This is a genomic window from Caulobacter sp. KR2-114 (assembly GCF_049446115.1).
GTDB lineage: Bacteria > Pseudomonadota > Alphaproteobacteria > Caulobacterales > Caulobacteraceae > Acaudatibacter.
Genome location: NZ_JBMSEC010000002.1, coordinates 253,028 through 272,492, shown reverse-complemented (window position 1 = coordinate 272,492; position 19,465 = coordinate 253,028). Strand labels below are relative to the sequence as shown.

The window sequence follows — 19,465 nt, the reverse complement described above, 5'->3', positions numbered from 1 at the left end:
GCGCCCTGGGGGCACTGGACAAAGCGGGCCAAGCCGCCAATGTGCCGCCCATGTCGCGTGGGCGTTTCATCACATTCGAAGGCGGGGAGGGGGGCGGAAAGTCCACCCAGGTCCGCCGCCTGACCGAGCGGCTGCAGGCCGCCGGCCGCACGGTCGTCGCCACCCGCGAGCCCGGGGGATCGCCGGGCGCCGAGGCGATCCGCGACCTGCTGGTCACCGGCGAGACCGACCGCTGGTCGCCGCTGACCGAGACCCTGCTGATGTACGCCGCCCGGCGCGACCACATCGAACGGGTGATCGCGCCCGCCCTGGCGCGGGGCGACTGGGTGGTGTGCGACCGCTTCGCCGATTCCACCCGCGCCTACCAGGGCGCCGGCGGCGGCGCGCCCGCCAGCCTGATCGCCGCCCTGGAGCACGAGATGCTGGGCGACACGCGCCCGGACCTGACGCTGATCCTCGACCTGCCGGCGGAGGTGGGCCTGGCCCGCGCGGAAGGCCGCGGCGCCAGCGCCGAGACCCGCTTTGAGTCCAAGGGCGCGGCCTTCCACCAGCGCCTGCGCGAGGGCTTCCTGGCCATCGCCGCGGCCGAGCCGGACCGCTGCGTGGTGATCGACGCCGCCCAGCCGCTGGAGGGCGTGAGCGCGGCGATCTGGACCGCGGTCGCCGAGCGTCTCGCCGCGGAGCCCGCCCGGTGAGCGAGGCGATCCCGCATCCGCGCGACGTGTTCGACCTGGAGGGCCAGGGCGCGGCGGAGGAGGCCTTCGCCCACGCCCTCGACCGCGGCCGGCTGCACCACGCCTGGCTGCTGGCGGGGCCGGAGGGGGTCGGCAAGGCCACCTTCGCCTATCGCGCCGCCCGCCGGCTGCTGGGCGCGCGGCCGGACGCCGGCTGGGGGCCGCTGGGCTCGTCGCCGGAGGACCCGGTGTCGCGCCAGGTCTCGGCCCGCAGCCACCCGGACCTGCTGGTGCTGCAGCGCCAGACCGAGGACGGCAAGCCGCGCAAGTCGATCCCGGTGGACGAGGCCCGCGCCCTGCCGGAGTTCTTCGCCAAGTCGCCGGCTGCCGCCCCCTATCGCGTGGCGATCATCGACGCCGCCGACGACCTGAACGTCAACGCCGCCAACGCGGTGCTGAAGACCCTGGAGGAGCCGCCGCCGCGCGGCGTGCTGCTGCTGGTCACCCATGCCCCGGGCGGCCTGCTGGCCACCATCCGCTCGCGCTGCCGGCGGCTGCGCTTCGAGGCGCCGCCGCACGAGGCGGCGATCGCCACGGTGCAGCGCACGGCGGGGGTCTCGCACGGCGAGGCCGAGCGGCTGCTAGCCATGGCCCGCGGCGCGCCGGGCCGCGCCTGGAGGCTGGCGGAGGCCGGCGCCCTGGCGGTGGACGACCAGGCGCGCGAGCTGCTGCAGGCCCTGCCGCGGGTCAACGATTCCGCCGCCCTGCTGATCGCCGAGAAGTTCCGCGGCGCCGAGGGGGCCGAGCGCTTCGAGATGCTGTTCGACCGCCTCGCCGACCAGGTGCGCAGCATGGCCGCCGAACAGGCCCTGCAGGGCGCCGGCGCCCTTGACCGCTGGGCCGAAGCCCACGAGATGCTGGTGGAGACGCCGCGCGCGGCCGAGGCCCTGAACCTGGACCGCGCGGACAGCTTCTTCACCGCCCTCGCGCGCCTGCGCGCCATCGCCTGACGCCAGACCCCGCCAGAGCCTCCCGATGTTGATCGACAGCCACGTGAACCTGCACGCGCCCCAGTTCGCCGACGACCAGGCGGAGGTGATCGCGCGGGCGCGGGCGGCGGGCATCGAGCTGATGGTCACCATCTGCGACAAGGTCTCGTCGTTCGAGGCGGTGCACGCGATCGCCATGGCGCACGACGACATCTTTGCGACTGTCGGAACGCATCCACATGAAGCGAAGGAAAATCCGTCGCTTAGCGCCGACACCTTATGTGACCTGGCCGCCCGGCCCAAGGTGGTCGGCATCGGCGAATGCGGTCTCGACTTCCACTACGACCTGTCGCCGCGCGACGTGCAGGCCCAGGTGTTCCGCGCCCATGCCGAGGCCGCCCGCCGCACCGGCCTGCCGCTGGTGGTGCACACCCGCGAGGCCGACGACGTGATGGGCCAGATCCTGGAGGAGGAATACGCCCGCGGGCCGTTCAGGCTGCTGATGCACTGCTACACCTCGGGGGCGGACCTCGCGCGCCGCGCCGCGGCCCTGGGCGCGTGGTTCTCGGTGTCCGGCATCGCCACCTTCAAGGCCGCCGGGGACGTGCGCGCGATCATCGCCGACATGCCGGCCGAGCGCATCATCCTGGAGACCGACTGCCCGTACCTGGCCCCCGTGCCGATGCGCGGGCGGCGCAACGAGCCGGCCTTCCTGCCGCACATCCTGGCCGCGCTGGCGCAGATCCGCGGCTGGAGCCTGGCCGAAACAGAGGCGCGCACCGAGGACGCCTTCTTCGCCCTGTTCGACCGCATCCCGCGCCCCGCCGTGGCCCGGTCATGAGCGAGACCCCCGGCGAGCTGGAAGTCGTCATCCTGGGCTGCGGCTCGTCCGGCGGCGTGCCCCGGGCCGATGGCAACTTCGGCGTCTGCGACCCGGCCGACCGCCGCAACTGGCGCACCCGCTGCTCGATGCTGGTGCGCCGGCCACGGGCGGAGGGCGGGCCGGTCGGGATCGGGGAGGCCGGAATCGGGGAGGGGGGTGAGACCACGGTGGTCGTGGACGCCTCGCCGGAGTTCCGCCAGCAAACCGCCGCCGCCGGCGCGCGCCGGCTGGACGCCCTGCTGCTGACCCACGACCACGCCGACCAGAGCCACGGCCTGGACGACATCCGCGCCTTCGCCCTGAACCAGCGCGCCCGCATTCCCTGCTGGATGGACGAGGCCACCCGCGGCACGCTGCTGCGCCGGTTCGGCTACATGTTCGAGGGGGAGGGGCTCTATCCCGCCATCGCCGACCAGAAGGACATCCCGCCGCACGGCCAGCCCTGGCAGGTGGACGGACCGTCCGGGCCGATCCCGGTCGTCACCTTCGACCAGGACCATGGCGGCATCCGTTCGGTGGGCTACCGCTTCGCCGGCGTGGCCTATTCCAGCGACGTGGTCGACCTGCCGGACGAGGCCTTCGAGGCGCTGCGCGATCTGGACCTGTGGATCGTCGACGCCCTGCGCTATACGCCGCATCCCACCCACGCCCACGTCGACAAGGCCCTGGCCTGGATCGAGCGGGTGAAGCCGAGGCGCGCGATCCTGACCAACATGCACATCGACCTCGACTTCAAGGAACTGTCAGAACGGCTGCCGCCCGGCGTCGAGCCGGCCTACGACGGCATGACGGTGCGGACGCCGCTGCGATGACCAGGCTCGCCTTCCTGGCCTCGAACAACGGCTCCAGCATGCGCGCCATCGTCGCCGCCTGCCGCGACGGCCGGCTGGCCTGCGAGCCGGTGCTGGTGGTCAGCAACAAGAAGGACAGTGCAGCGCTGACCTTCGCACGTGAGAACAACATCGAAAGCCGCTGTATTCCCACGATAAACGACCCCGATGCTGCGGACGCCGCCCTGGCCGGGGCGCTCAAGGCCGCGGGGGCGGACCTGGTGGTGCTGTCGGGCTACCTGCGCAAGCTCGGCCCGGTCACCCTGGCGGCGTATCGCCACCGGATCCTGAACGTGCATCCCGCGCTGCTGCCGGACTTCGGCGGGCGGGGGATGTATGGGCGTCGGGTGCACGAGGCGGTGCTGGCCGCGGGCGTCGCCGAGACCGGCGCCACGGTGCACCTGGTCGACGAGGAATACGACCATGGCCCGCCGGTGGCCCAGGCGCGCGTGCCGGTGCTGCCCGGCGACGACGCCGCGGCCATCGAGGCGCGGGTGATGGCGGCCGAGCCGCAGCTGTTCGTCGACACCCTGGGCCGCATCGCCCGCGGCGAGCTGGCGCTGCCGCAGGCGACGGGCGCCGGGGCATGAGCGGCGAGATTTCCCCGCTGTGGCGGCTGGCGGCGGTGAACAACGCCGCCTGGTGCGTGGCGATGTGGCAGGCGCACGGCCTGGAGGCGCAGCGCGGACTGGGCATGGCCATGTGCCGCGGGACCCCGCCGAAATACTATCCCAGCGCCGTGACCATCGATCCGAACGCCGACCCGGCGCCGCAGGCCGAATGGGCGGCGCGGCTGCTGGTCGAGGGCCCGCCGGGCGGCCACGCCATCAAGGACAGCTTCGAGCGGCTGGACCTGTCGGCGCACGGCTATGGCCGGCTGATCTCGGGGCAGTGGCTGCATCGCCCGCCGCAGAACGCCCCGCCGCGCCCGGCGCTCGACTGGCGGCTGGTGGAGACCGCCGACGACCTGGCCGCGTGGAGCGAGGCCTGGAGCGGCGGCAATCCCGAGGACTCCGGCGTGTTCGCCCCGGCGCTGCTGGGCAACCCGGGGATCGGCGTGATGGCCGGCTGGGACGGGGAGGCGATCGTCGCCGGCTGCGTGCTGGCGCCGACCGACAGCCTGATCGGCCTCAGCAATGTGTTCGCCGCGCCCGGGATCGAGGGCCAGGCCGAGGCCGCGGCCATCGCCCAGGCGATGTTTCCGGACAAGGGCCTGGTCGGCTACGAGCACGGCGCGGCGCTGGAGGCGGCGCTGGCCGCGGGGTTCCAGACGCTGGGGCCGCTGACGGTCTGGGCAAGCTGGGCCTGAGCGGCGTCAGCGCCCATATTCGGTTCGCCGCCATGTGGAGGGACCTTGCATGAGCTTGGTGATCGATCGCTTCCGGCCGGCCGACGCCCTGAACGTGGTTAACGTGATCGTGCCGATCCAGCGCGACGAGTACGGCATCGCCATCACCGCCGAGGACCAGCCCGACCTGGCGCAGATCCCGGACTTCTACCAGACCGGCGCCGGCGGGTTCTGGGTGGCGCGTGACGGCGACCAGTTGGTCGGGACCATCGGGCTGAAGGACATCGGCGGCGGTAACGCCGCGCTGCGCAAGATGTTCGTACTGGCCTCGCACCGCGGGCGCGAACACGGCGTGGCCGCCAGGCTGCTGGCGGCGCTGCTGGACCACGCCAGGGCCCAGGGCCTGATCGGCGTCTGGCTCGGCACGACGGACAAGTTCCTGGCCGCGCACCGGTTCTACGAGAAGCACGGCTTTCGCGAGGTCGCCAAGGCCGAGCTGCCTCCAGGCTTCCTGTTCATGCCGGTGGACACGAAATTCTACGCCCTGGACCTGAGGGGCCCGGCCTGAGGCCGCGGCGACCCAGCCGCACGCCGCGACGACCCCATCTCTTATTTCCGATAATCTTCCTTAGGCGAAGAAGCTAGGCGCCGATCGAGGGCCAACCGAGGGCCAACGCCCCCGCGCCAGCCACCCCGCCCAGTCATCGCCAGAATCGCCACCACGGCCGGCGCCGGCGGGCGGAGACTTCGCGCTGGCCGGTTCCGGAAACCGCATGCTGGAAAAGCCCAGGCATCGTCTCCTTCAGGCCTTCGGGCTTGGGAAACGGGACGCCCCTGCCGAGCAGCAGATTGCTGATCAGGAAATCCAGGAGCTGGGCCTGGTAGGCCGCGCCGCCGGACGCCAGGATGCTCGCCGCACAGACGGCGCCGCTGACCCTAAAGCCCGAGTCGTGCGCCTCGAAGTCAACCCGGTAGACGCCTTGCCCGGTCCAGCTCCGGTGCAGGAACAGGCTGGGCTCTTCGAAATAGACGAACCACTTGTCTTCCATGACCTCCGGAACGAGGCCCTGACGGATCCGGTCGAATTCAGCCGCTGAATAGCTGGCGCTGAACGGCAGCGGCCTGGCGTCGACGATGGGTTCGCTCTCCCAGCTTTCGCGACATGCGCCCATGGCCCTATGCCCCCGGCGGCTCCCACAGTTCCACGGGGTTGCCCTCCGGGTCGTGGATACGGGCGAAGCGGCCGGTCTCGGGCGAGTCCCAGTCGGGGTTGGTCGTCACCGCGATGCCGGCGGCGCGCAGCGCCTCCAGCAGCGGGTCAAGCGCCGCGACCCGGAAGTTGATCATCCACTGCCGGTCCGCCGGGAAATAGTCGGTGTCGCGCGCGAACGGCATGAACACCGTCGGGCCGGCGGCCTGCATCCACTGGAACGGGTTGTCACGGGCGATGCCCAGGTGCTGCCGATACCAGGCCTGAAGCGCTTTCGGATCGCGCGCCCGGAAGAACACGCCGCCAATGCCCACCGCCGTCATCAAGGCCTCCTACAAGATTGATGGTCGCGCAGGCCTCTCAAGGCCGCTTCGCCTGCCACAGCTCGATCTTCGTGCCGTCCGGGTCGACGATCCAGGCGAACCGGCCGCTGGGATCGGAATCGTCGCGCTTGAGGATGGGCACGCCCTTGGCCTGCAGGCGCGCCACGAAGGCGTCGAGGTCGTCGACGGCGAAATCGAGCATGAATTCGCGTTGCGACGGGGCCAGGTAGCTGGACCCCTGCCGCACCGCGTTCCAGACCACGACCGGCGGATGGCCGGGCGCATCGTAGCGCAGCGTCGCGCCGCCCCAGGGCTCCAGCGGTACGCCCAGCACGTCGCGATACCAGGTGGCCAGGGCCTTGGGATCCTTGCTGGTCACGAACACGCCGCCGAGCCCGGTGATGTGCCCCGCCGGCTGCGCCGGGGCCGTCTGAGCCACAGCCGTGGACGCCAGGCCGGCCATCGCCAAAGCCTCAAGCGCCAACGCCAAAGCCCAGGCGACGCCCCCCTCACCCCATCGCATGCCCCCTCCTCTCCTGGCGCGCAAAGCCGCAGCCAGACCTATCGATAGATCACGCAGCCGCGCGCCTCGAGCTCGGCGAACCACGGCGGCGGCGTCAGCGTGGTCACCCAGCGCAGGTCGAGCTTCTCCAGACGCGGCAGTCCGGCCAGGCTCGGCGGCAGGCTGGCCAGCGGATTGCCGCGCAAGTCGATCTGGCGCAGCTCGCGCATCGCGCCGAGGGTGTCGGGCAGCGTGGCCAGGCGGTTGTTGCGCAGATGCAGCTCGCGCAGGCGCACCATCTGGTCGATGGCTTCGGGCAGCACCGTGATCAGGTTGTCGTCGGCGCGCAGCTCGATCAGGCCGGACATGCCGAGCACCGCCTCCGGCAGGGTCTCGAAGGCGTTCTCGCTGATGTTCAGGTAGCGCAGCCGGGTCAGCCGCTGCAGCGACGCCGGCACGTCGGTCAGGCGATTGTCATGCAGGTACAGAAAGTCGCTCAGCCCCTCCAGCTCGCCGAGGGTCTCCGGCACGCGCTGCAGCCGGTTGTGGCCGAGGTCCAGCATGCGCAGCTGGCGCAGCGCGCCGACCCGATCGGACACCTCGGTCAGGCCGTTGTCGGCCAGCACCAGGGTCTGCAGCTGCGTCTGCGCCCAGACCTCTTCCGGCACGGCCCCGAGGCCCTGTTTCCAGAGGGAGAGATGCGCGGGCGTGGGCTGCTCCATGCGCCGACGATAGCCGAGCCACTGCCCGCGTGAAGCGAAAAGCGTATCGGGCTGCCGCAAGGCGCGACCCCTGCCCTCACACCGCTCAGCCCTCCCACGCCGCGGCCGCGCGGCGCAGGTCGGCGCGGAACCTCGCGGCCACGGCGGAGCGGTCGTGGCGGGTGGCCAGCAGCAGCGGCGCGGCCGGGCGGTGCGGTCCGATCAGCGGGGCCAGCACCACCCCCTCCACCGCCATGCGCCGCATGGAGGCGGGCACGACGGACACGCCCAGGCCGGCGGCCACCAGGCTGAGGGTCGAGGGCATGCGCGGCGCCTCCTGGCCGACGGCGGGACTGAACCCCGCCGCGTGGCAGGCGGCGATCACCGCGTCGTAGAGCCCCGCCCCCGCCGGCCGGCGGTAGAGCACGAAGGTCTCGCCCGCCAGGTCGGCCAGGGCGACGCCCGCCTGCGCCTGCCCGGCCAGCCGGTGCCCGGCCGGCAGGGCGGCGGCCATCGGCTCCTCCAGCAGGAAGTCGACCTCGAGCTCGGTCTCCGCGGCCGGCGCCCGCAGCACGGCGGCGTCAAGCCGGTCGGCCAGCAGGTCGCGCACCAGCTCGGCCGAGCTTTCCTCCTCCAGGCTGAGGCGCACGCCGGGGGCGGCGCCGCGGAAGACCCGGATCGCCCCCAGCAGGAAGGGATGAAACGCCGCCGAGGAGGTGTACCCGACGCGCAGGCGGCCCGACTGCCCGGCGGCGGCGCGCGCGGCGATCGCCGGCAGGTCGGCCGCCTGGTCGAGCATCGCCCGCGCGGTGGCGGCCACCGCCTCGCCCGCCTCGGTCAGGCGCGCGCCGCGCGACAGGCGCTCGACCAGCTGGGCGCCCACCCGCGCCTCGAGGTCGCGGATCTGCCGGGTCAGCGGCGGCTGCTGGATGCCCAGGCGCTCGGCGGCGCGGGTGAAGCCCCCCGTCTCGGCGATGGCCAGCAGGTACTTCAGGTGGCGAAGCTCGATCTCAGCCATATCACATCAGTATGGATGATGGATGATCCATATATTGGACGCACGGGCGGCGGCGCGATAGCCTGTTGTGGCGTCGGAGACCTGCCCATGCTGTCAGACACCCCCCTCCCCGCCCACGCGGCGCTGACCCTGCAATTCCTCGCCTGGGTGGCCGAGCGACCGCGGACCTACGCCGAGGCGATGGAGGCCCGGCGCACGTCGTGCCCGCGCCTGTCGGTGTGGGAAGACTGCCGCGACGCCGGCCTGGTGGCGGTCCGGCCGCGACCGGGGGGCATGGCCGCGGCCGCCGTGGAGCTGACCGCCGCGGGCGCGGCCCTGGCGCCACGGGGCTGAGCCGTGCGGGTCGCCATTCTCGACGACTATTTCGACACCCTGCGCACCCTGCCCTGCTTCACGCGGCTGGCGGGGCACGCGGTGACGGTGTGGACCGACCATGTGCAGGACACCGACGCCCTGGCCGAGCGGCTGGCCGACACCGAGGCGCTGGTGCTGATCCGCGAGCGCACGCGCATCCAGGCCGACCTGCTGGCGCGCCTGCCGAAGCTGAAGCTGATCAGCCAGCGCAGCGTCTATCCGCACGTCGACGTGGCGGCCTGCACGCGGCACGGGGTGCTGCTGTGCTCCAACCTGCACGCCGACACCCCGTCCTACGCGGCCGCCGAGCTGACCTGGGCGCTGGTGCTGGCGGGCCTGCGCGCCCTGCCGCAGCAGGTCGAGGCCCTCAAGGCGGGCCGCTGGCAGACCGGCGTCGGCCAGTCGGCGCGCGGCAAGACCCTGGGCGTCTTCGGCTATGGCCGCATCGGCGCGGTGGTGGCCGGCTATGGCCGGGCGTTCGGCATGAAGGTGCTGGTCTGGGCGCGCGAGGCGTCCCGCGAGCGCGCGCTGGCGGACGGCCATGCGGTGGCGGCCAGCCAGGCGGCGCTGTTCGAGGCCAGCGACGTGCTCAGCCTGCACATGCGGCTGGTGGACGCCACGCGCGGCATCGTGGGCGCGCAGGACCTGGCGCGGATGGGGCCAAGGGCGCTGCTGGTCAACACCAGCCGCGCCGGACTGATCCAGCCGGGGGCGCTGGAGGCGGCGCTCCAGGCCGGCCGTCCGGGCCTGGCGGCGGTGGACGTCTTCGAGCAGGAGCCGGTGCTGGGCGGCGCGCACCCGCTGCTGGCCCTGCCCAACGCCATCTGCACGCCGCACATCGGCTATGTCACGCGCGAGGAATACGACCTGCAGTTCGCCGACATTTTCGACCAGATCGTCGCCTTCGCCGCCGGCGCGCCGATCAACATGATCAATCCGCAGGTGCTGGGCCGCTGAGCGGATAGACTCCCAACGTGTCGAGCCGGTGGCCGTCGAAGGCCGCCAGCTGCAGGTGGTCCAGGCGCCCGGCAATGCCGATGGGCTGGCGCGAGAGGATCTCCGCCAGCGCGGCGGCCTCGGCCGGCGTGGGCAGGACGCCGACGGTGACGTGCGGCGCGAAGGCGATGTCGGCGCGCAGGTCGGCGGCGAACGGGCCGGCGTAGAGCGCCCGGTGCAGGCGCCGCAGGGCGTCGTCCCCCTCGCCGGGCATCAGGAACAGGTAGTCGTCGGCCGCCAGCACCCGCTCCAGTCGCCAGGCGATCGGGGCGGTCGCGGCCGCGACGGCGGCGACGTGCGCCCTCGCCTGCCCCGCGGTCGCGCCCCGCGCGCCGAACACCAGGGTGAAGTGGGGCGGCACGAGGCCGGCCTGCGGATCGTGCGCCTGGCGGATCGCGTCGATGCGGCGCGCGTCGGCCGGCGCCAGGGGCAGCGGCGCGATCACATACAGCGGCGCGCTCACGCCCAGTCCGCCGCGTTGCGCAGGCGGATGCCGCTGGCGTGCACGCTGGTGTCCCAGACCCCCTTCAGCGGCCGGAGACTGGTCATCACCCGCAGCTCGCAATCGGCGGCGGCCAGGGCCGCCGGCAGGTCGGTGAGGGTTTCCAGGCCGATCGGCTCGACCGGCTCGCGCGCCACCCACATTCCCGCCTCCAGGGCCTCGAAGGCCGCCGCGGGCAGCTCGTAGCGGTGCAGCACGCCGCTGCGCCAGCGTTCCAGCCAGCGCCATTCAATGTGCGCGATCATCCGGCTATCGCGCCCGTCCCAGAAGCGCCTGATATCCTCCGGCGTTGACGTCTCCAGACGCCAGATGAGGATGCGCGGGCAATCGCGCGGGAACAGGTACATCGGCTGATGCCAGTCATCGATCGCCCACACCAGCGGACCGTTCAGCCAGTCGAAGCCGGGCGCGCGCTGGCTCGGGACCACCACCGGCCGCGGCTCGAACCGCGAGATGGTCGGATCGTCGCTGAAGTGGAAGAGACGCATCGCCCGCCGCCCCTGAAACGCCTGTTCCTGCACCGCCTGCCGCGCTTCTACCGCGGAACCGCCTCCCGGCAAGGTGGTTAGCCCGGCATGGCCAGCCGTTCCCCCCGCACCCAGCTCAAGACCTACCGCGCCAAGCGCGACTTCAAACGCACCGCCGAGCCCAGCGGCGAGCGCGAGGTCGCCGCCTCCAACCGCCTGCGCTACGTGATCCAGAAGCATGCGGCCACGCGGCTGCACTACGACCTGCGCCTGGAGCTGGACGGGGTGTTCAAGTCGTGGGCGGTGACCCGCGGCCCTTCGCTCGACCCGCACGACAAGCGCCTGGCGGTGGAGGTCGAGGACCATCCGCTGGACTATGGCGACTTCGAGGGGACCATCCCCAAGGGCGAGTACGGCGGCGGGGTCGTGCAGCTGTGGGACCGCGGCTACTGGGCCCCCGAGCCCGGCGAGGATCCGCACAAGGCGCTGGAGGACGGCGACCTGAAATTCGTGCTCGAGGGCGAGCGCCTGCACGGCGGCTGGGTGCTGGCGCGGATGCGCCGGCGCGGCGGTGAGAAGCGCGACAACTGGCTGCTGATCAAGCACCGCGACGAGGCGGCGCGCGAAGGGGATCATGACGCCCTGCTGGCCGAGGACCGCTCGGTGGGCTCGGGCCGCACCATGGCGCAGATCGCCGAGGGCGACGGGGATGGCCCCCGGCCGTTCATGCTGGCGACCGACGCCAGCGCCCCCGCCGATGCGGTATGGCGCTCGCGGCCCAACGCCGCCTCCACCGCCGCGGCCGCGCCCAAGTCCCGGCGCAAGGCTCCCGCCGTCCCCTCAGCCGACGCCGGCAAGCCCCTGAAATCCCTGCCGGATTTCATCGAGCCGCAGCTGGCCAAACTGGTCGATCGCCCGCCGGCCGCCGCCGGCTGGGCGCATGAGGTGAAGTTCGACGGCTACCGCATGCAGCTGCGCATCCAGGACGGCAAGGCGCGGCTGCGCACGCGCAAGGGCCTGGACTGGACCGAGCGGTTTCCCAGCCTCGCCCGCCAGGCGCAGGCCCTGCCGGACGGCATCGTCGATGGCGAGGTGGTCGCCTTGGACGCCCACGGCGCGCCGAGCTTCGCCGGCCTGCAGGCGGCGCTGTCGGATCGCGACGACGGCGAGCTGATCTTCTATGCCTTCGACCTGCTGGCCGAGGGCGAGCGCGACCTGCGCGGCCTGCCGCTGTCGGCGCGCAAGGCGCGGCTGCAGGCGTTCCTGGACGCCGCCAAGGCGCCGCAGATCCGCTTCGTCGACCACTTCGACGAGGCCGGCGAGACGGTGCTGAACTCGGCGTGCCGCATGGACCTGGAGGGCATCGTCTCCAAGCGCCTCGACGCCCCGTACCGCTCCGGCCGCAGCGAGGCCTGGCAGAAGTCCAAGTGCCGCGCCGGGCACGAGGTGGTGATCGGCGGCTGGACCACCACGGGCGGCGCGTTCCGCTCGCTGATCGCCGGCGTGTTCCGCGACGGAGAACTGGTTCCGGTGGGTCGCATCGGCACCGGGTTCGGGGCCGACAAGGTCGAGCGGCTGCTGGCCCGGCTGAAGCCGCTTCAGACCGATCGCTCGCCGTTCAGCCGGCGGCTGCCGACGCGCCTGGCCGGCGGCGTCGAGACCCATTGGGTCAGGCCCGAGTTGGTGGCCGAGATCGAGTACGCCGGCCTCACCGGCGACGGCAACATCCGCCAGGCCGCCTTCAAGGGCCTGCGCGAGGACAAGCCGGCGCGCGAGGTCGAGGCCGAGGCTCCGGCGCCCGCTGACGACACGACGCTCGCCGCCCCTGCGCCAACCGCGGGCAAGGCCTCGGGCAAGGACCACGTGGTGGTGGCCAGACGCGCCGCAGCCGGTAAGGTGGCGGTCATGGGCGTCGCCATCTCGCACCCCGACAAGACGCTGTGGCCGGACGGCGGCGATGGCCGGCCGGTGACCAAGGCGGACCTGGCGGCCTATCTGCAGGCCGTCGCGGACTGGATGCTGCCGCACATCGCCGGGCGGCCGTGCTCGATCATCCGCATTCCCGACGGCATCGACGGCGAGCGCTTCTTCCAGCGGCACGCGATGAAGGGCGCCTCCAACCTGTTCACCTTCGTCGAGGTGTCCGGCGATCGCCAGCCCTACCTGCAGATCGACCGGCCGCAGGCGCTGATCGCCGCGGCGCAGATCGCCGCCGCCGAGTTCCACCCGTGGAACTGCGCGCCGGGCGAGCCGGACCGGCCCGGACGGCTGGTGTTCGACCTCGACCCCGCGCCGGACGTCGCCTTCGACGAGGTGGTGGCGGCCGCCAAGGACATCCGCGAACGGCTGGAGGCGCTGGGCCTGGTGACCTTCTGCAAGACCACCGGCGGCAAGGGCCTGCACGTGGTCACGCCGCTCAAGGTCCCCGCCCGCGGCGGACCCGACTGGCCCGCGGCCAAGGCGTTCGCCCGCGAGGTCTGCGCCCGCGCGGCGGCCGACAGCCCGGACCGCTACCTGATCCAGATGACAAAAGCCAAGCGCAACGGACGGATTTTCCTCGACTATCTGCGCAACGACCGGATGTCGACCGCCGTCGCCCCCCTGTCGCCACGGGCCCGTCCCGGCGCGCCGGTGTCGATGCCGCTGGACTGGAGCCAGGTGCGCAAGGGGCTGGACCCGCTACGCTATAGCGTGCGCACCGCGCCGGCCCTGATCGGCAAGTCCACGGCCTGGGCCGGCTACGACGACGGCGCCCGCCCCCTGACCGACGCGATCGAGGCGCTGCGCAAGGGCTCGCGGCTGGCGAAGGCCTGAGGTGGAGCGCGGCTAGCGCCCGGCCACCAGGGACTGCAGGCTCTTCTTCAGCAACAGCCCTTCCTCGCGGATTTGCTGCATCAGGTCGCCCAGGGCGTTGTGCGGGGCCTTCTCGATCTCCCCGAGACGCTGGCGCAGGTCGTCGCGCTGCTGTTTGAGCACGGTCAGGTCGCCGGCGGCCTTGGTCTTGGCCGCTTCATCCCCGTCGGCAAGGTCGTGCTCGGCCTGGCGCACGCGCTCGTCGGCGTCGGCCAGGAGATGCACGGTCTCGGTCTTCAGGGTGTCGATGGACATGGGTCTGGCGCTCCTCTGCTGAGCCAGGCGCGCCCCAGACACGCCCGGGCGAGCGCCTTGCCTGCAGGGAGAAACGCGCATCCCATGGCCAAGGTTGCCTGGGCGCAAGGTTGCTATGAGGCCTGCGCCCTGGCGACCCCGGCAGGACTTGAACCTGCAACCGTCCGCTTAGAAGGCGGATGCTCTATCCGGTTGAGCTACGGGGTCTGAGCCGGGAGCGGGCCCAAGGGGACTGGTCCCTGGGGACTTGGGCCCGAGGGAATGGGGCCTAGTGGGTCCAGGGCTGCTTGCGGTTGAACGCGAAGTTGTCGGCGTAGGCGCGCACGATCTTGCGGTGCGTCTGTTCCGGCAGGATCTCGAAGGGGATGCCGTGCTTCTGAGCGTACTGCACGGCTTCCTCGCGGCTGTCGAAGTTCAGCTTCACCTGGCCGTTCATGTCGCCGGTCACGGTCCAGCCCATCAGCGGGTCCGACACGCGCGCCTGCGCGGGGGCGAACTCCAGCACCCAGAAGTGGGTCTTGGCCTTGCCGGACTGCATCGCGGTCTTGGACGGGCGGTAGATGCGCGCGAGCATGCGGGCGAAACTCCAGATCGATCGTTCCGATGGTCGGGGCGGCGTGATTCGAACACGCGACCCTCTGCTCCCAAAGCAGATGCGCTACCAGGCTGCGCTACGCCCCGTCGCCACCGGATGGAAGGCCCCTCTTGCCACGCGTCGCGCCGATGGGCAACGCAGCGAGACGGCCGGCGCGATCATGGGCGGTCGAGGGGACGCCGCTTCATCAGCTTGAACACCCCGTGGGCGCGGGCCAGGTCGCGGCCGCCGACGTGCGCGCGGCCCTCGACGAAGGCGATGTCACGGGTGGCGCGGGTCACCCTCGCCTCGCCCAGCACCCATTCCCCGGCCCGGCCCATGTCCAGGTAGTCCACCGACAGGTGGATGGTGATCGGCACGGCGCCGGTCCCTCGCGCCGCCGCCCCCGCCAGCAGCCCGTCGAGGAAGGCCGACAGCATGCCGCCGTGGATCAGCCCGACGCCGTTGCAGTGCCGCTTGAGCGCATAGAAGGCCTGCTCCGCGCCGCTCTCCACCGGCCGGTGGAAATAGGGACCGTTGTGCGAAGTGAACGCGCCTCGGCCCCCGGAGAGCACAAAGCCGTCGGGCGGCGGCGGGATATCGTCCTCGGCCGTGGCGCGCGGGGTCACCTGTGGAAGATCCGCTGGGAGACCCGGTCGCCCGGCGCGGCGCCGATCTCGGCGGCGCGGCCACCGCGCAGCTCCAGCACCCCCCGGATCGGCCCGCCGGACGGGATCGGCGCCTCGTTCTCGGGGATGGCGTTGCGGGCGATGGAGATGATGCGCCCGTCCTGGGCGATGAACAGCATGTCCAGCGGGGTGATGGTGTTCCTCATCCAGAAGGACACCTCCTGCGGGGTCTTGAAGTCGAACAGCATGCCCGCTTCGGGCGCCACGGCCGTGCGGCACATCAGGCCGATCTCGCGGGTGACGTCGGTGTCGGCCATCTCCACCGTGAAGCGATAGCGCCCGCGGGCGGTGGCGATCTGCAGGGGCTCGGTGCGCAGGGGCTTCTGCCCGGCCGTGCAGGGCGCGCCGTCAGCGAGACGGGGGCCCTTGTAGGGCGCGACCGTGGTGGCCGAGACGGCCGACGCGGCGAGGGCCAGCCCGGCCAGCACGCTCACCGCGACGATACGCGCCGTCACGACGCCAAAAGCCCGCCGGGAACCGGCGGTGGGAAACTGCTGCACGCTGGACCATCTCCGAACCGGGACTTGCCCCCGGCGCTAAAGGTGGCCCACTTCGATCTCGGCGACAACCAGACCCTTCGGCCCCTCGGCGAAGCGCACCATCACGTCGTCGCCCGGCTGCAGGTCTTCCACGCCGCTGCGGCGCAGGGTTTCGATATGCACGAAGATGTCGCCCGGGGCGGCGTCGCGCACCACGAAGCCGTAGCCCTTGGTGCGGTTGAACCACTTGACCTTGGCATGCTCCAGGGGGCCGTGCGGCTCCAGGGCGCGGCGCGGCGGCCGGGAATCCAGTCCGCTGCGCGGCGGCCGCGCGCCGAATCCGCCGCTCCGGAACCCCTCCCCGTCCACGCGGCGCGGACGCTCCTCGCGCGGCGGCGCGGCCGTCTCGTCGAGATCGACGATCTCGGCCACCTGCCAGCCCTTGGTGCGCTTGACCACGTCGCAGACGATGATGGAACCCTCGAGCGCCGTCTCGCGCCCAGTGTTTCTCAGGGAAGTGACATGCAAAAGGACATCACGCAGGCCCGTCTGGCCCGGATCATCCGGGACGATGAACCCGTATCCCTTTCCCGCATCAAACCACTTCACCCGGCCACTGATCCGCACACTTTCATCGTGCGGACCGAGACCCTCGGTATTCAAATCAGACATCCCACCCCTCGAGCCCCGTCCCAAGTCCAAGCCTGGACGAGACGGTTACTATAACATTGTTCTCAAGGAATTGGAGACGTCAATATACTCACCTCGCCCATAGGGGCGAGGCGTGGCGTGCCGACGCATTTCGAACCACAAGCCTGAAAAGGCTGTCCTGGCAGTCCCTAGGGGAGTCGAACCCCTCTCTCCAGATTGAAAATCTGGCGTCCTAACCGATAGACGAAGGGACCTTGGTCAGGCGAGAGCGGCGGATATATCCGCCGAGGTCCGACGATGCAAGGGGGCTTTGAACCTTATATTTGTCTGGGGTCCGCGACATCTTCGATGTCGATTTCCACGCCGTCGCGGCCCTTCCAGTCATCCAGCTTCAGCTTGCCGGCCACGTGCACCGATCCGCCGCCGCCCAGCAGGCGCTGGCCCAGCGCCGTGTCGGCCGAGCGCCAGGCCACGGCCTTCAGGCGATGGCCGGCGGCGTCGATCAAATCCACGCGAACGTGACCGCCGCGCAGCGCCATCGGCCGGTCCGGCCGCACATCGGCCAGCGCCACGGTCGGTTCCGGATTGCCCGGGCCGAACGGCGCCAGCGTCTGGAACTCGGTCAGCATGCCCTTGGCGGCGCCCGGCGCGGTCAGGGCGTCGATCTCCACCGCGTCGGCTTCCGCGGCGACAGTCATCTCGGCGGCCAGGCGGCGGCACAGGAATTCGCGGAACTCGGGCAGGGCCGAGGGCCGGAGGGTCAGGCCGGCCGCCATGGCGTGGCCGCCGCCGGCCAGGATCAGGCCTTCGTCGAAGGCGGCCTGCACGGCGCGGCCGAGGTTCACCCCGGCCTGCGAGCGGCCGGAGCCCTTGCCGATGTCGGCGGCGCGGTCGAGGCCGATGACGATCACCGGCCGGCGATAGCGCTCGCGCAGGCGGCTGGCGACGATGCCCACCACGCCCGGGTGCCAGTCCTCGCCGGCGACGACGATCGCCGGCGCCTCGGGATCAAAGTTGCTGGCGCTCTCGATGGCGGCGATCGCCTCGTCGTGGATGCGCTTCTCCACGTCCTTGCGCTCGGCGTTGAGGGCGTTGAGCTCCTCGGCCAGGGCCAGGGCTTCGGCCGGGTCGTCGGTGGACAGCAGCCGCGCGCCGAGGTCCGAGCGGCCGATGCGTCCGCCGGCGTTGATGCGCGGCCCCAGCACGAAGCCCGCGGTGAACACCTCCGCCGGTCCCTTGGCGCCCGCCACCTGCATCAGCGCCGCCAGGCCGGGATTGGCGAAGGCCGACATCACCTTGAGCCCCTGGGTGGCCAGAGCGCGGTTGAAGCCGACCAGCTGGGTGACGTCGCAGATGGCGCCCAGCGCCGCCAGGTCCAGCCACTGGCGCAGGTCGGGCTCCGGACGGTCCTGGAACAGGCCCCTGGCCCGCGCCTCGCGGTTCAGCGCCGCCAGCAGCACGAAGGTGACGCCGGCGGCCGCCAGCACCCCCTGCCCCGAACGGCAGTCGGGCCGGTTGGGGTTCACCAGGGCGGCGATGGCCGGGATGGTGTCGCGCATCAGGTGATGGTCGATGACCACCAGCTCCAGGCCGATCTCGGCGGCGGTCTCGATGGCGTCGTGCGCCGCCGCCCCGCAGTCCACCGTCACCACCAGCCGCGCGCCCTCGGCATGCAGCCGCCGGAACGCGGCCGGGCTCGGGCCGTAGCCCTCGGTCATGCGGTCGGGAACATAGACGGGCAGTTCCTTGCCCAGGGTGCGGAACCAGCGGATCAGCTGCGCGGCGCTGGAGGCGCCGTCCACGTCGTAGTCGGCGAACACCACCGTCGGCGCGTCGTCGACCAGGGCGTTCACTAGCCGGGCCGCCGCGCGGTCCATGTCGGCGAAGCTGGACGGGTCGGGAAACAGCGCCTTCAGCGTCGGGCGCAGGAAGTCGCCGCCGTCGTCGGCCGCCACCCCGCGCGACGCCAGCGCCCGCGCCAGCGGTTCGGAGAGGCCCAGCCGCTGCTGGTGGGCGCGCACCACCCCCGGATCCGACGGGCGCTCGCGCCAGCGCCGTCCGCTCAGCGAGCGGGTGACGCCCAGATAGCCGGCGCTCGCCAGGGAACCGTCAGCCATGGCCCCCAGCGCCCCCCTGAGCCTTGATCCCCTGAGCCTTGTTCCCCTGAGCCTTCGTCCCATGCGGGAGAAGGCTAACCCCGCCGTACGTCAGATGCGGACGTCCCGGCGGTTGCATGGCCTACAGCGCGCGCTTCATGCGCACCTGGCGCACGGTGTGGGTCGAGGAGTTCATCACCAGGCTGTCGGTGTGCACGAAGCCCTTCTCGAACTTCACGCCCTGCAGCAGGGCGCCGTTGGTCACGCCGGTGGCGACGAAGATGGCGTCGGCGCGGACGATCTCGGACAGGTCATAGATCTTGTCGAGGTCGGTGATGCCCCAGCGCTCGGCGCGGGCGCGCTCGTCGGCGTTGCGGAACACCAGCCGGCCCTGGAACTGCCCGCCGACGCACTTCAGCGCCGCGCAGGCCAGCACGCCCTCCGGCGCCCCGCCCTGGCCGAGATAGAGGTCGACGCCGGTGTCCGGATCGGCGGTGTTGATCACCCCGGCCACGTCGCCGTCGGTGATCAGGTGCACGCGCGCGCCCACCTGGCGCAGGCTGGCGATGATGTCGGCATGGCGCGGCCGGTCCAGCACGCAGACCGTGACCTCGCTCGCATCGACGCCCTTGGCCTTGGCGATGGCGGCGACGTTGTCCGCCGGGCTCTTGTTGAGGTCGATCACCCCGGCCGGCAGGCCCGGTCCGCAGGCGATCTTGTCCATATAGGTGTCGGGGGCGTTCAGCAGCGTGCCCGCGGGCGCCCAGGCCATCACCGCCAGGGCGTTGGCCATGGCCTTGGCCGTCAGCGTGGTGCCTTCCAGCGGGTCCAGCGCGATGTCGATGCGCGGGCCGCCGCCCTGCCCCACCTTTTCACCGATGTAGAGCATGGGCGCCTCGTCGCGTTCGCCCTCGCCGATGACGATCACGCCCTCGATGGCCAGCTCGTTGAGCGCGGTGCGCATGGCGTCGACCGCGGCCTGGTCGGCAGCCTTCTCATCGCCGCGGCCAGCCAGGCGCCAGGCGGCGATGGCGGCGGCCTCGGTCACCCGGACCGCTTCCATCACCAGGCTGCGATCCAAATTTCCAGAACTCATTGAACGGTCTCCGGCCGCGTAGGCGTTAGTGTCGG

The 19,465-nt window shown here is 72.0% G+C and carries 24 protein-coding genes and 3 tRNA genes; 10 read left to right on the top strand and 17 right to left on the bottom strand.

The window, feature by feature from the left end; translation table 11 throughout:
- Positions 1-50 precede the first annotated feature (50 nt).
- Genes tmk through ACO2Q3_RS07385 form a run of 7 tightly spaced genes read left to right on the top strand, consistent with a single transcriptional unit; the run spans position 51 to position 5,232 of the window.
- Positions 51-695 carry a dTMP kinase gene (tmk, locus tag ACO2Q3_RS07415; protein ID WP_423305917.1) on the top strand — a complete coding sequence of 215 codons (645 nt, stop codon included), beginning with the start codon at positions 51-53 and terminating at the stop codon, positions 693-695.
- On the top strand, positions 692-1,684 hold the full coding sequence (locus ACO2Q3_RS07410; RefSeq protein WP_423305916.1) for a DNA polymerase III subunit delta': 993 nt from the start codon (positions 692-694) through the stop codon (positions 1,682-1,684). Before tmk ends, ACO2Q3_RS07410 begins: the two co-directional genes overlap by 4 nt.
- A 25-nt stretch (positions 1,685-1,709) precedes the next feature.
- A complete protein-coding gene (locus tag ACO2Q3_RS07405; RefSeq protein WP_423305915.1) occupies positions 1,710-2,504 on the top strand; it encodes a TatD family hydrolase in 795 nt (264 codons plus the stop codon).
- Entirely contained in the window at positions 2,501-3,358 is an 858-nt protein-coding gene (locus ACO2Q3_RS07400) for an MBL fold metallo-hydrolase (protein WP_423305914.1), read from the top strand. The genes ACO2Q3_RS07405 and ACO2Q3_RS07400 overlap by 4 nt, the downstream gene beginning before the upstream one ends.
- Positions 3,355-3,966, top strand: a complete 612-nt coding sequence (gene purN / locus ACO2Q3_RS07395) for a phosphoribosylglycinamide formyltransferase (RefSeq protein WP_423305913.1) — start codon at positions 3,355-3,357, stop codon at positions 3,964-3,966. Before ACO2Q3_RS07400 ends, purN begins: the two co-directional genes overlap by 4 nt.
- The gene (locus tag ACO2Q3_RS07390) at positions 3,963-4,685 is read left to right on the top strand and encodes a hypothetical protein (protein ID WP_423305912.1); all 723 of its coding nucleotides are present in this window, start codon (positions 3,963-3,965) and stop codon (positions 4,683-4,685) included. Before purN ends, ACO2Q3_RS07390 begins: the two co-directional genes overlap by 4 nt.
- Before the next feature lie 49 nt (positions 4,686-4,734).
- A complete protein-coding gene (locus ACO2Q3_RS07385) occupies positions 4,735-5,232 on the top strand; it encodes a GNAT family N-acetyltransferase (RefSeq protein ID WP_423305911.1) in 498 nt (165 codons plus the stop codon).
- 133 nt (positions 5,233-5,365) lie between these two features.
- On the opposite strand, the gene ACO2Q3_RS07380 is transcribed toward ACO2Q3_RS07385, so the two are convergent.
- The 5 genes from ACO2Q3_RS07380 to ACO2Q3_RS07360 all read right to left on the bottom strand — a co-directional run bounded on the left by ACO2Q3_RS07380 (position 5,366) and on the right by ACO2Q3_RS07360 (position 8,418).
- The gene (locus ACO2Q3_RS07380; RefSeq protein ID WP_423305910.1) at positions 5,366-5,836 is read right to left on the bottom strand and encodes a hypothetical protein; all 471 of its coding nucleotides are present in this window, start codon (positions 5,834-5,836) and stop codon (positions 5,366-5,368) included.
- A gap of 4 nt (positions 5,837-5,840) precedes the next feature.
- Complete coding sequence (locus ACO2Q3_RS07375) at positions 5,841-6,197, bottom strand: VOC family protein (protein ID WP_423305909.1); 357 nt, start codon at positions 6,195-6,197, stop codon at positions 5,841-5,843.
- A 37-nt stretch (positions 6,198-6,234) separates the two neighbouring features.
- The gene (locus tag ACO2Q3_RS07370; RefSeq protein ID WP_423305908.1) at positions 6,235-6,720 is read right to left on the bottom strand and encodes a VOC family protein; all 486 of its coding nucleotides are present in this window, start codon (positions 6,718-6,720) and stop codon (positions 6,235-6,237) included.
- Positions 6,721-6,758: 38 nt separating this feature from the next.
- Entirely contained in the window at positions 6,759-7,421 is a 663-nt protein-coding gene (locus tag ACO2Q3_RS07365) for a leucine-rich repeat domain-containing protein (RefSeq protein ID WP_423305907.1), read from the bottom strand.
- Positions 7,422-7,506: 85 nt separating this feature from the next.
- Positions 7,507-8,418: a LysR family transcriptional regulator gene (locus ACO2Q3_RS07360; RefSeq protein WP_423305906.1), complete on the bottom strand. Its 912-nt coding sequence runs from the start codon at positions 8,416-8,418 to the stop codon at positions 7,507-7,509.
- Between the two features lie 87 nt (positions 8,419-8,505).
- On the opposite strand from ACO2Q3_RS07360, the gene ACO2Q3_RS07355 reads away from it, so the two are divergent.
- Both ACO2Q3_RS07355 and ACO2Q3_RS07350 read left to right on the top strand, forming a co-directional pair.
- A complete protein-coding gene (locus ACO2Q3_RS07355; RefSeq protein WP_423305905.1) occupies positions 8,506-8,751 on the top strand; it encodes a hypothetical protein in 246 nt (81 codons plus the stop codon).
- A gap of 3 nt (positions 8,752-8,754) precedes the next feature.
- Positions 8,755-9,729 (top strand): D-2-hydroxyacid dehydrogenase family protein, encoded by a 975-nt coding sequence (locus tag ACO2Q3_RS07350; protein WP_423305904.1) that lies wholly within the window; start codon positions 8,755-8,757, stop codon positions 9,727-9,729.
- Here the strand turns inward: ACO2Q3_RS07350 and ACO2Q3_RS07345 are convergent.
- Together ACO2Q3_RS07345 and ACO2Q3_RS07340 are read right to left on the bottom strand one after the other, a co-directional pair.
- Positions 9,704-10,231, bottom strand: a complete 528-nt coding sequence (locus tag ACO2Q3_RS07345; protein WP_423305903.1) for a 2'-5' RNA ligase family protein — start codon at positions 10,229-10,231, stop codon at positions 9,704-9,706. The two genes, ACO2Q3_RS07350 and ACO2Q3_RS07345, sit on opposite strands and share 26 nt — an antisense overlap.
- Positions 10,228-10,758: a DUF6886 family protein gene (locus ACO2Q3_RS07340; RefSeq protein WP_423305902.1), complete on the bottom strand. Its 531-nt coding sequence runs from the start codon at positions 10,756-10,758 to the stop codon at positions 10,228-10,230. The genes ACO2Q3_RS07345 and ACO2Q3_RS07340 overlap by 4 nt, the downstream gene beginning before the upstream one ends.
- An 87-nt stretch (positions 10,759-10,845) precedes the next feature.
- Between ACO2Q3_RS07340 and ligD the strand changes: the two genes are divergently transcribed.
- Entirely contained in the window at positions 10,846-13,551 is a 2,706-nt protein-coding gene (gene ligD, locus ACO2Q3_RS07335) for a DNA ligase D (RefSeq protein WP_423305901.1), read from the top strand.
- Positions 13,552-13,563: 12 nt separating this feature from the next.
- Here ligD and ACO2Q3_RS07330 read toward each other — a convergent pair whose 3' ends face one another.
- From ACO2Q3_RS07330 to glpX, 10 genes are all read right to left on the bottom strand, one after another.
- Positions 13,564-13,845, bottom strand: a complete 282-nt coding sequence (locus tag ACO2Q3_RS07330; RefSeq protein WP_423305900.1) for a hypothetical protein — start codon at positions 13,843-13,845, stop codon at positions 13,564-13,566.
- 130 nt (positions 13,846-13,975) lie between these two features.
- Positions 13,976-14,052 (bottom strand) — tRNA-Arg (locus tag ACO2Q3_RS07325).
- A gap of 61 nt (positions 14,053-14,113) precedes the next feature.
- Positions 14,114-14,419 carry an ETC complex I subunit gene (locus ACO2Q3_RS07320; RefSeq protein WP_423305899.1) on the bottom strand — a complete coding sequence of 102 codons (306 nt, stop codon included), beginning with the start codon at positions 14,417-14,419 and terminating at the stop codon, positions 14,114-14,116.
- Positions 14,420-14,449: 30 nt separating this feature from the next.
- Positions 14,450-14,526: transfer RNA gene (locus ACO2Q3_RS07315), tRNA-Pro, on the bottom strand.
- A gap of 72 nt (positions 14,527-14,598) precedes the next feature.
- The gene (locus ACO2Q3_RS07310; protein WP_423305898.1) at positions 14,599-15,048 is read right to left on the bottom strand and encodes a PaaI family thioesterase; all 450 of its coding nucleotides are present in this window, start codon (positions 15,046-15,048) and stop codon (positions 14,599-14,601) included.
- On the bottom strand, positions 15,045-15,608 hold the full coding sequence (locus tag ACO2Q3_RS07305) for a DUF192 domain-containing protein (RefSeq protein ID WP_423305897.1): 564 nt from the start codon (positions 15,606-15,608) through the stop codon (positions 15,045-15,047). The genes ACO2Q3_RS07310 and ACO2Q3_RS07305 overlap by 4 nt, the downstream gene beginning before the upstream one ends.
- Before the next feature lie 36 nt (positions 15,609-15,644).
- Positions 15,645-16,259, bottom strand: a complete 615-nt coding sequence (locus tag ACO2Q3_RS07300; protein ID WP_423305896.1) for a cold-shock protein — start codon at positions 16,257-16,259, stop codon at positions 15,645-15,647.
- Between the two features lie 158 nt (positions 16,260-16,417).
- Positions 16,418-16,492: transfer RNA gene (locus ACO2Q3_RS07295), tRNA-Glu, on the bottom strand.
- Positions 16,493-16,555: 63 nt separating this feature from the next.
- Complete coding sequence (recJ, locus tag ACO2Q3_RS07290) at positions 16,556-18,355, bottom strand: single-stranded-DNA-specific exonuclease RecJ (protein WP_423305895.1); 1,800 nt, start codon at positions 18,353-18,355, stop codon at positions 16,556-16,558.
- A 121-nt stretch (positions 18,356-18,476) separates the two neighbouring features.
- On the bottom strand, positions 18,477-19,430 hold the full coding sequence (gene glpX / locus ACO2Q3_RS07285; RefSeq protein ID WP_423305894.1) for a class II fructose-bisphosphatase: 954 nt from the start codon (positions 19,428-19,430) through the stop codon (positions 18,477-18,479).
- Between the last annotated feature and the right edge of the window lie 35 nt (positions 19,431-19,465).

Excerpts from the sequence above, each read along its gene's own strand:
- tmk (WP_423305917.1), top strand. The coding sequence starts at position 51 with ATGTCGCGTGGGCGTTTCATCACATTCGAAGGCGGGGAGGGGGGCGGA.
- ACO2Q3_RS07405 (WP_423305915.1), top strand. The coding sequence starts at position 1,710 with ATGTTGATCGACAGCCACGTGAACCTGCACGCGCCCCAGTTCGCCGAC.
- ACO2Q3_RS07400 (WP_423305914.1), top strand. The coding sequence starts at position 2,501 with ATGAGCGAGACCCCCGGCGAGCTGGAAGTCGTCATCCTGGGCTGCGGC.
- purN (WP_423305913.1), top strand. The coding sequence starts at position 3,355 with ATGACCAGGCTCGCCTTCCTGGCCTCGAACAACGGCTCCAGCATGCGC.
- ACO2Q3_RS07390 (WP_423305912.1), top strand. The coding sequence starts at position 3,963 with ATGAGCGGCGAGATTTCCCCGCTGTGGCGGCTGGCGGCGGTGAACAAC.
- ACO2Q3_RS07385 (WP_423305911.1), top strand. The coding sequence starts at position 4,735 with ATGAGCTTGGTGATCGATCGCTTCCGGCCGGCCGACGCCCTGAACGTG.
- ACO2Q3_RS07380 (WP_423305910.1), bottom strand. The coding sequence starts at position 5,836 with ATGGGCGCATGTCGCGAAAGCTGGGAGAGCGAACCCATCGTCGACGCC.
- ACO2Q3_RS07375 (WP_423305909.1), bottom strand. The coding sequence starts at position 6,197 with ATGACGGCGGTGGGCATTGGCGGCGTGTTCTTCCGGGCGCGCGATCCG.
- ACO2Q3_RS07370 (WP_423305908.1), bottom strand. The coding sequence starts at position 6,720 with ATGCGATGGGGTGAGGGGGGCGTCGCCTGGGCTTTGGCGTTGGCGCTT.
- ACO2Q3_RS07365 (WP_423305907.1), bottom strand. The coding sequence starts at position 7,421 with ATGGAGCAGCCCACGCCCGCGCATCTCTCCCTCTGGAAACAGGGCCTC.
- ACO2Q3_RS07360 (WP_423305906.1), bottom strand. The coding sequence starts at position 8,418 with ATGGCTGAGATCGAGCTTCGCCACCTGAAGTACCTGCTGGCCATCGCC.
- ACO2Q3_RS07355 (WP_423305905.1), top strand. The coding sequence starts at position 8,506 with ATGCTGTCAGACACCCCCCTCCCCGCCCACGCGGCGCTGACCCTGCAA.
- ACO2Q3_RS07340 (WP_423305902.1), bottom strand. The coding sequence starts at position 10,758 with ATGCGTCTCTTCCACTTCAGCGACGATCCGACCATCTCGCGGTTCGAG.
- ligD (WP_423305901.1), top strand. The coding sequence starts at position 10,846 with ATGGCCAGCCGTTCCCCCCGCACCCAGCTCAAGACCTACCGCGCCAAG.
- ACO2Q3_RS07330 (WP_423305900.1), bottom strand. The coding sequence starts at position 13,845 with ATGTCCATCGACACCCTGAAGACCGAGACCGTGCATCTCCTGGCCGAC.
- ACO2Q3_RS07320 (WP_423305899.1), bottom strand. The coding sequence starts at position 14,419 with ATGCTCGCGCGCATCTACCGCCCGTCCAAGACCGCGATGCAGTCCGGC.
- ACO2Q3_RS07300 (WP_423305896.1), bottom strand. The coding sequence starts at position 16,259 with ATGTCTGATTTGAATACCGAGGGTCTCGGTCCGCACGATGAAAGTGTG.
- recJ (WP_423305895.1), bottom strand. The coding sequence starts at position 18,355 with ATGGCTGACGGTTCCCTGGCGAGCGCCGGCTATCTGGGCGTCACCCGC.
- glpX (WP_423305894.1), bottom strand. The coding sequence starts at position 19,430 with ATGAGTTCTGGAAATTTGGATCGCAGCCTGGTGATGGAAGCGGTCCGG.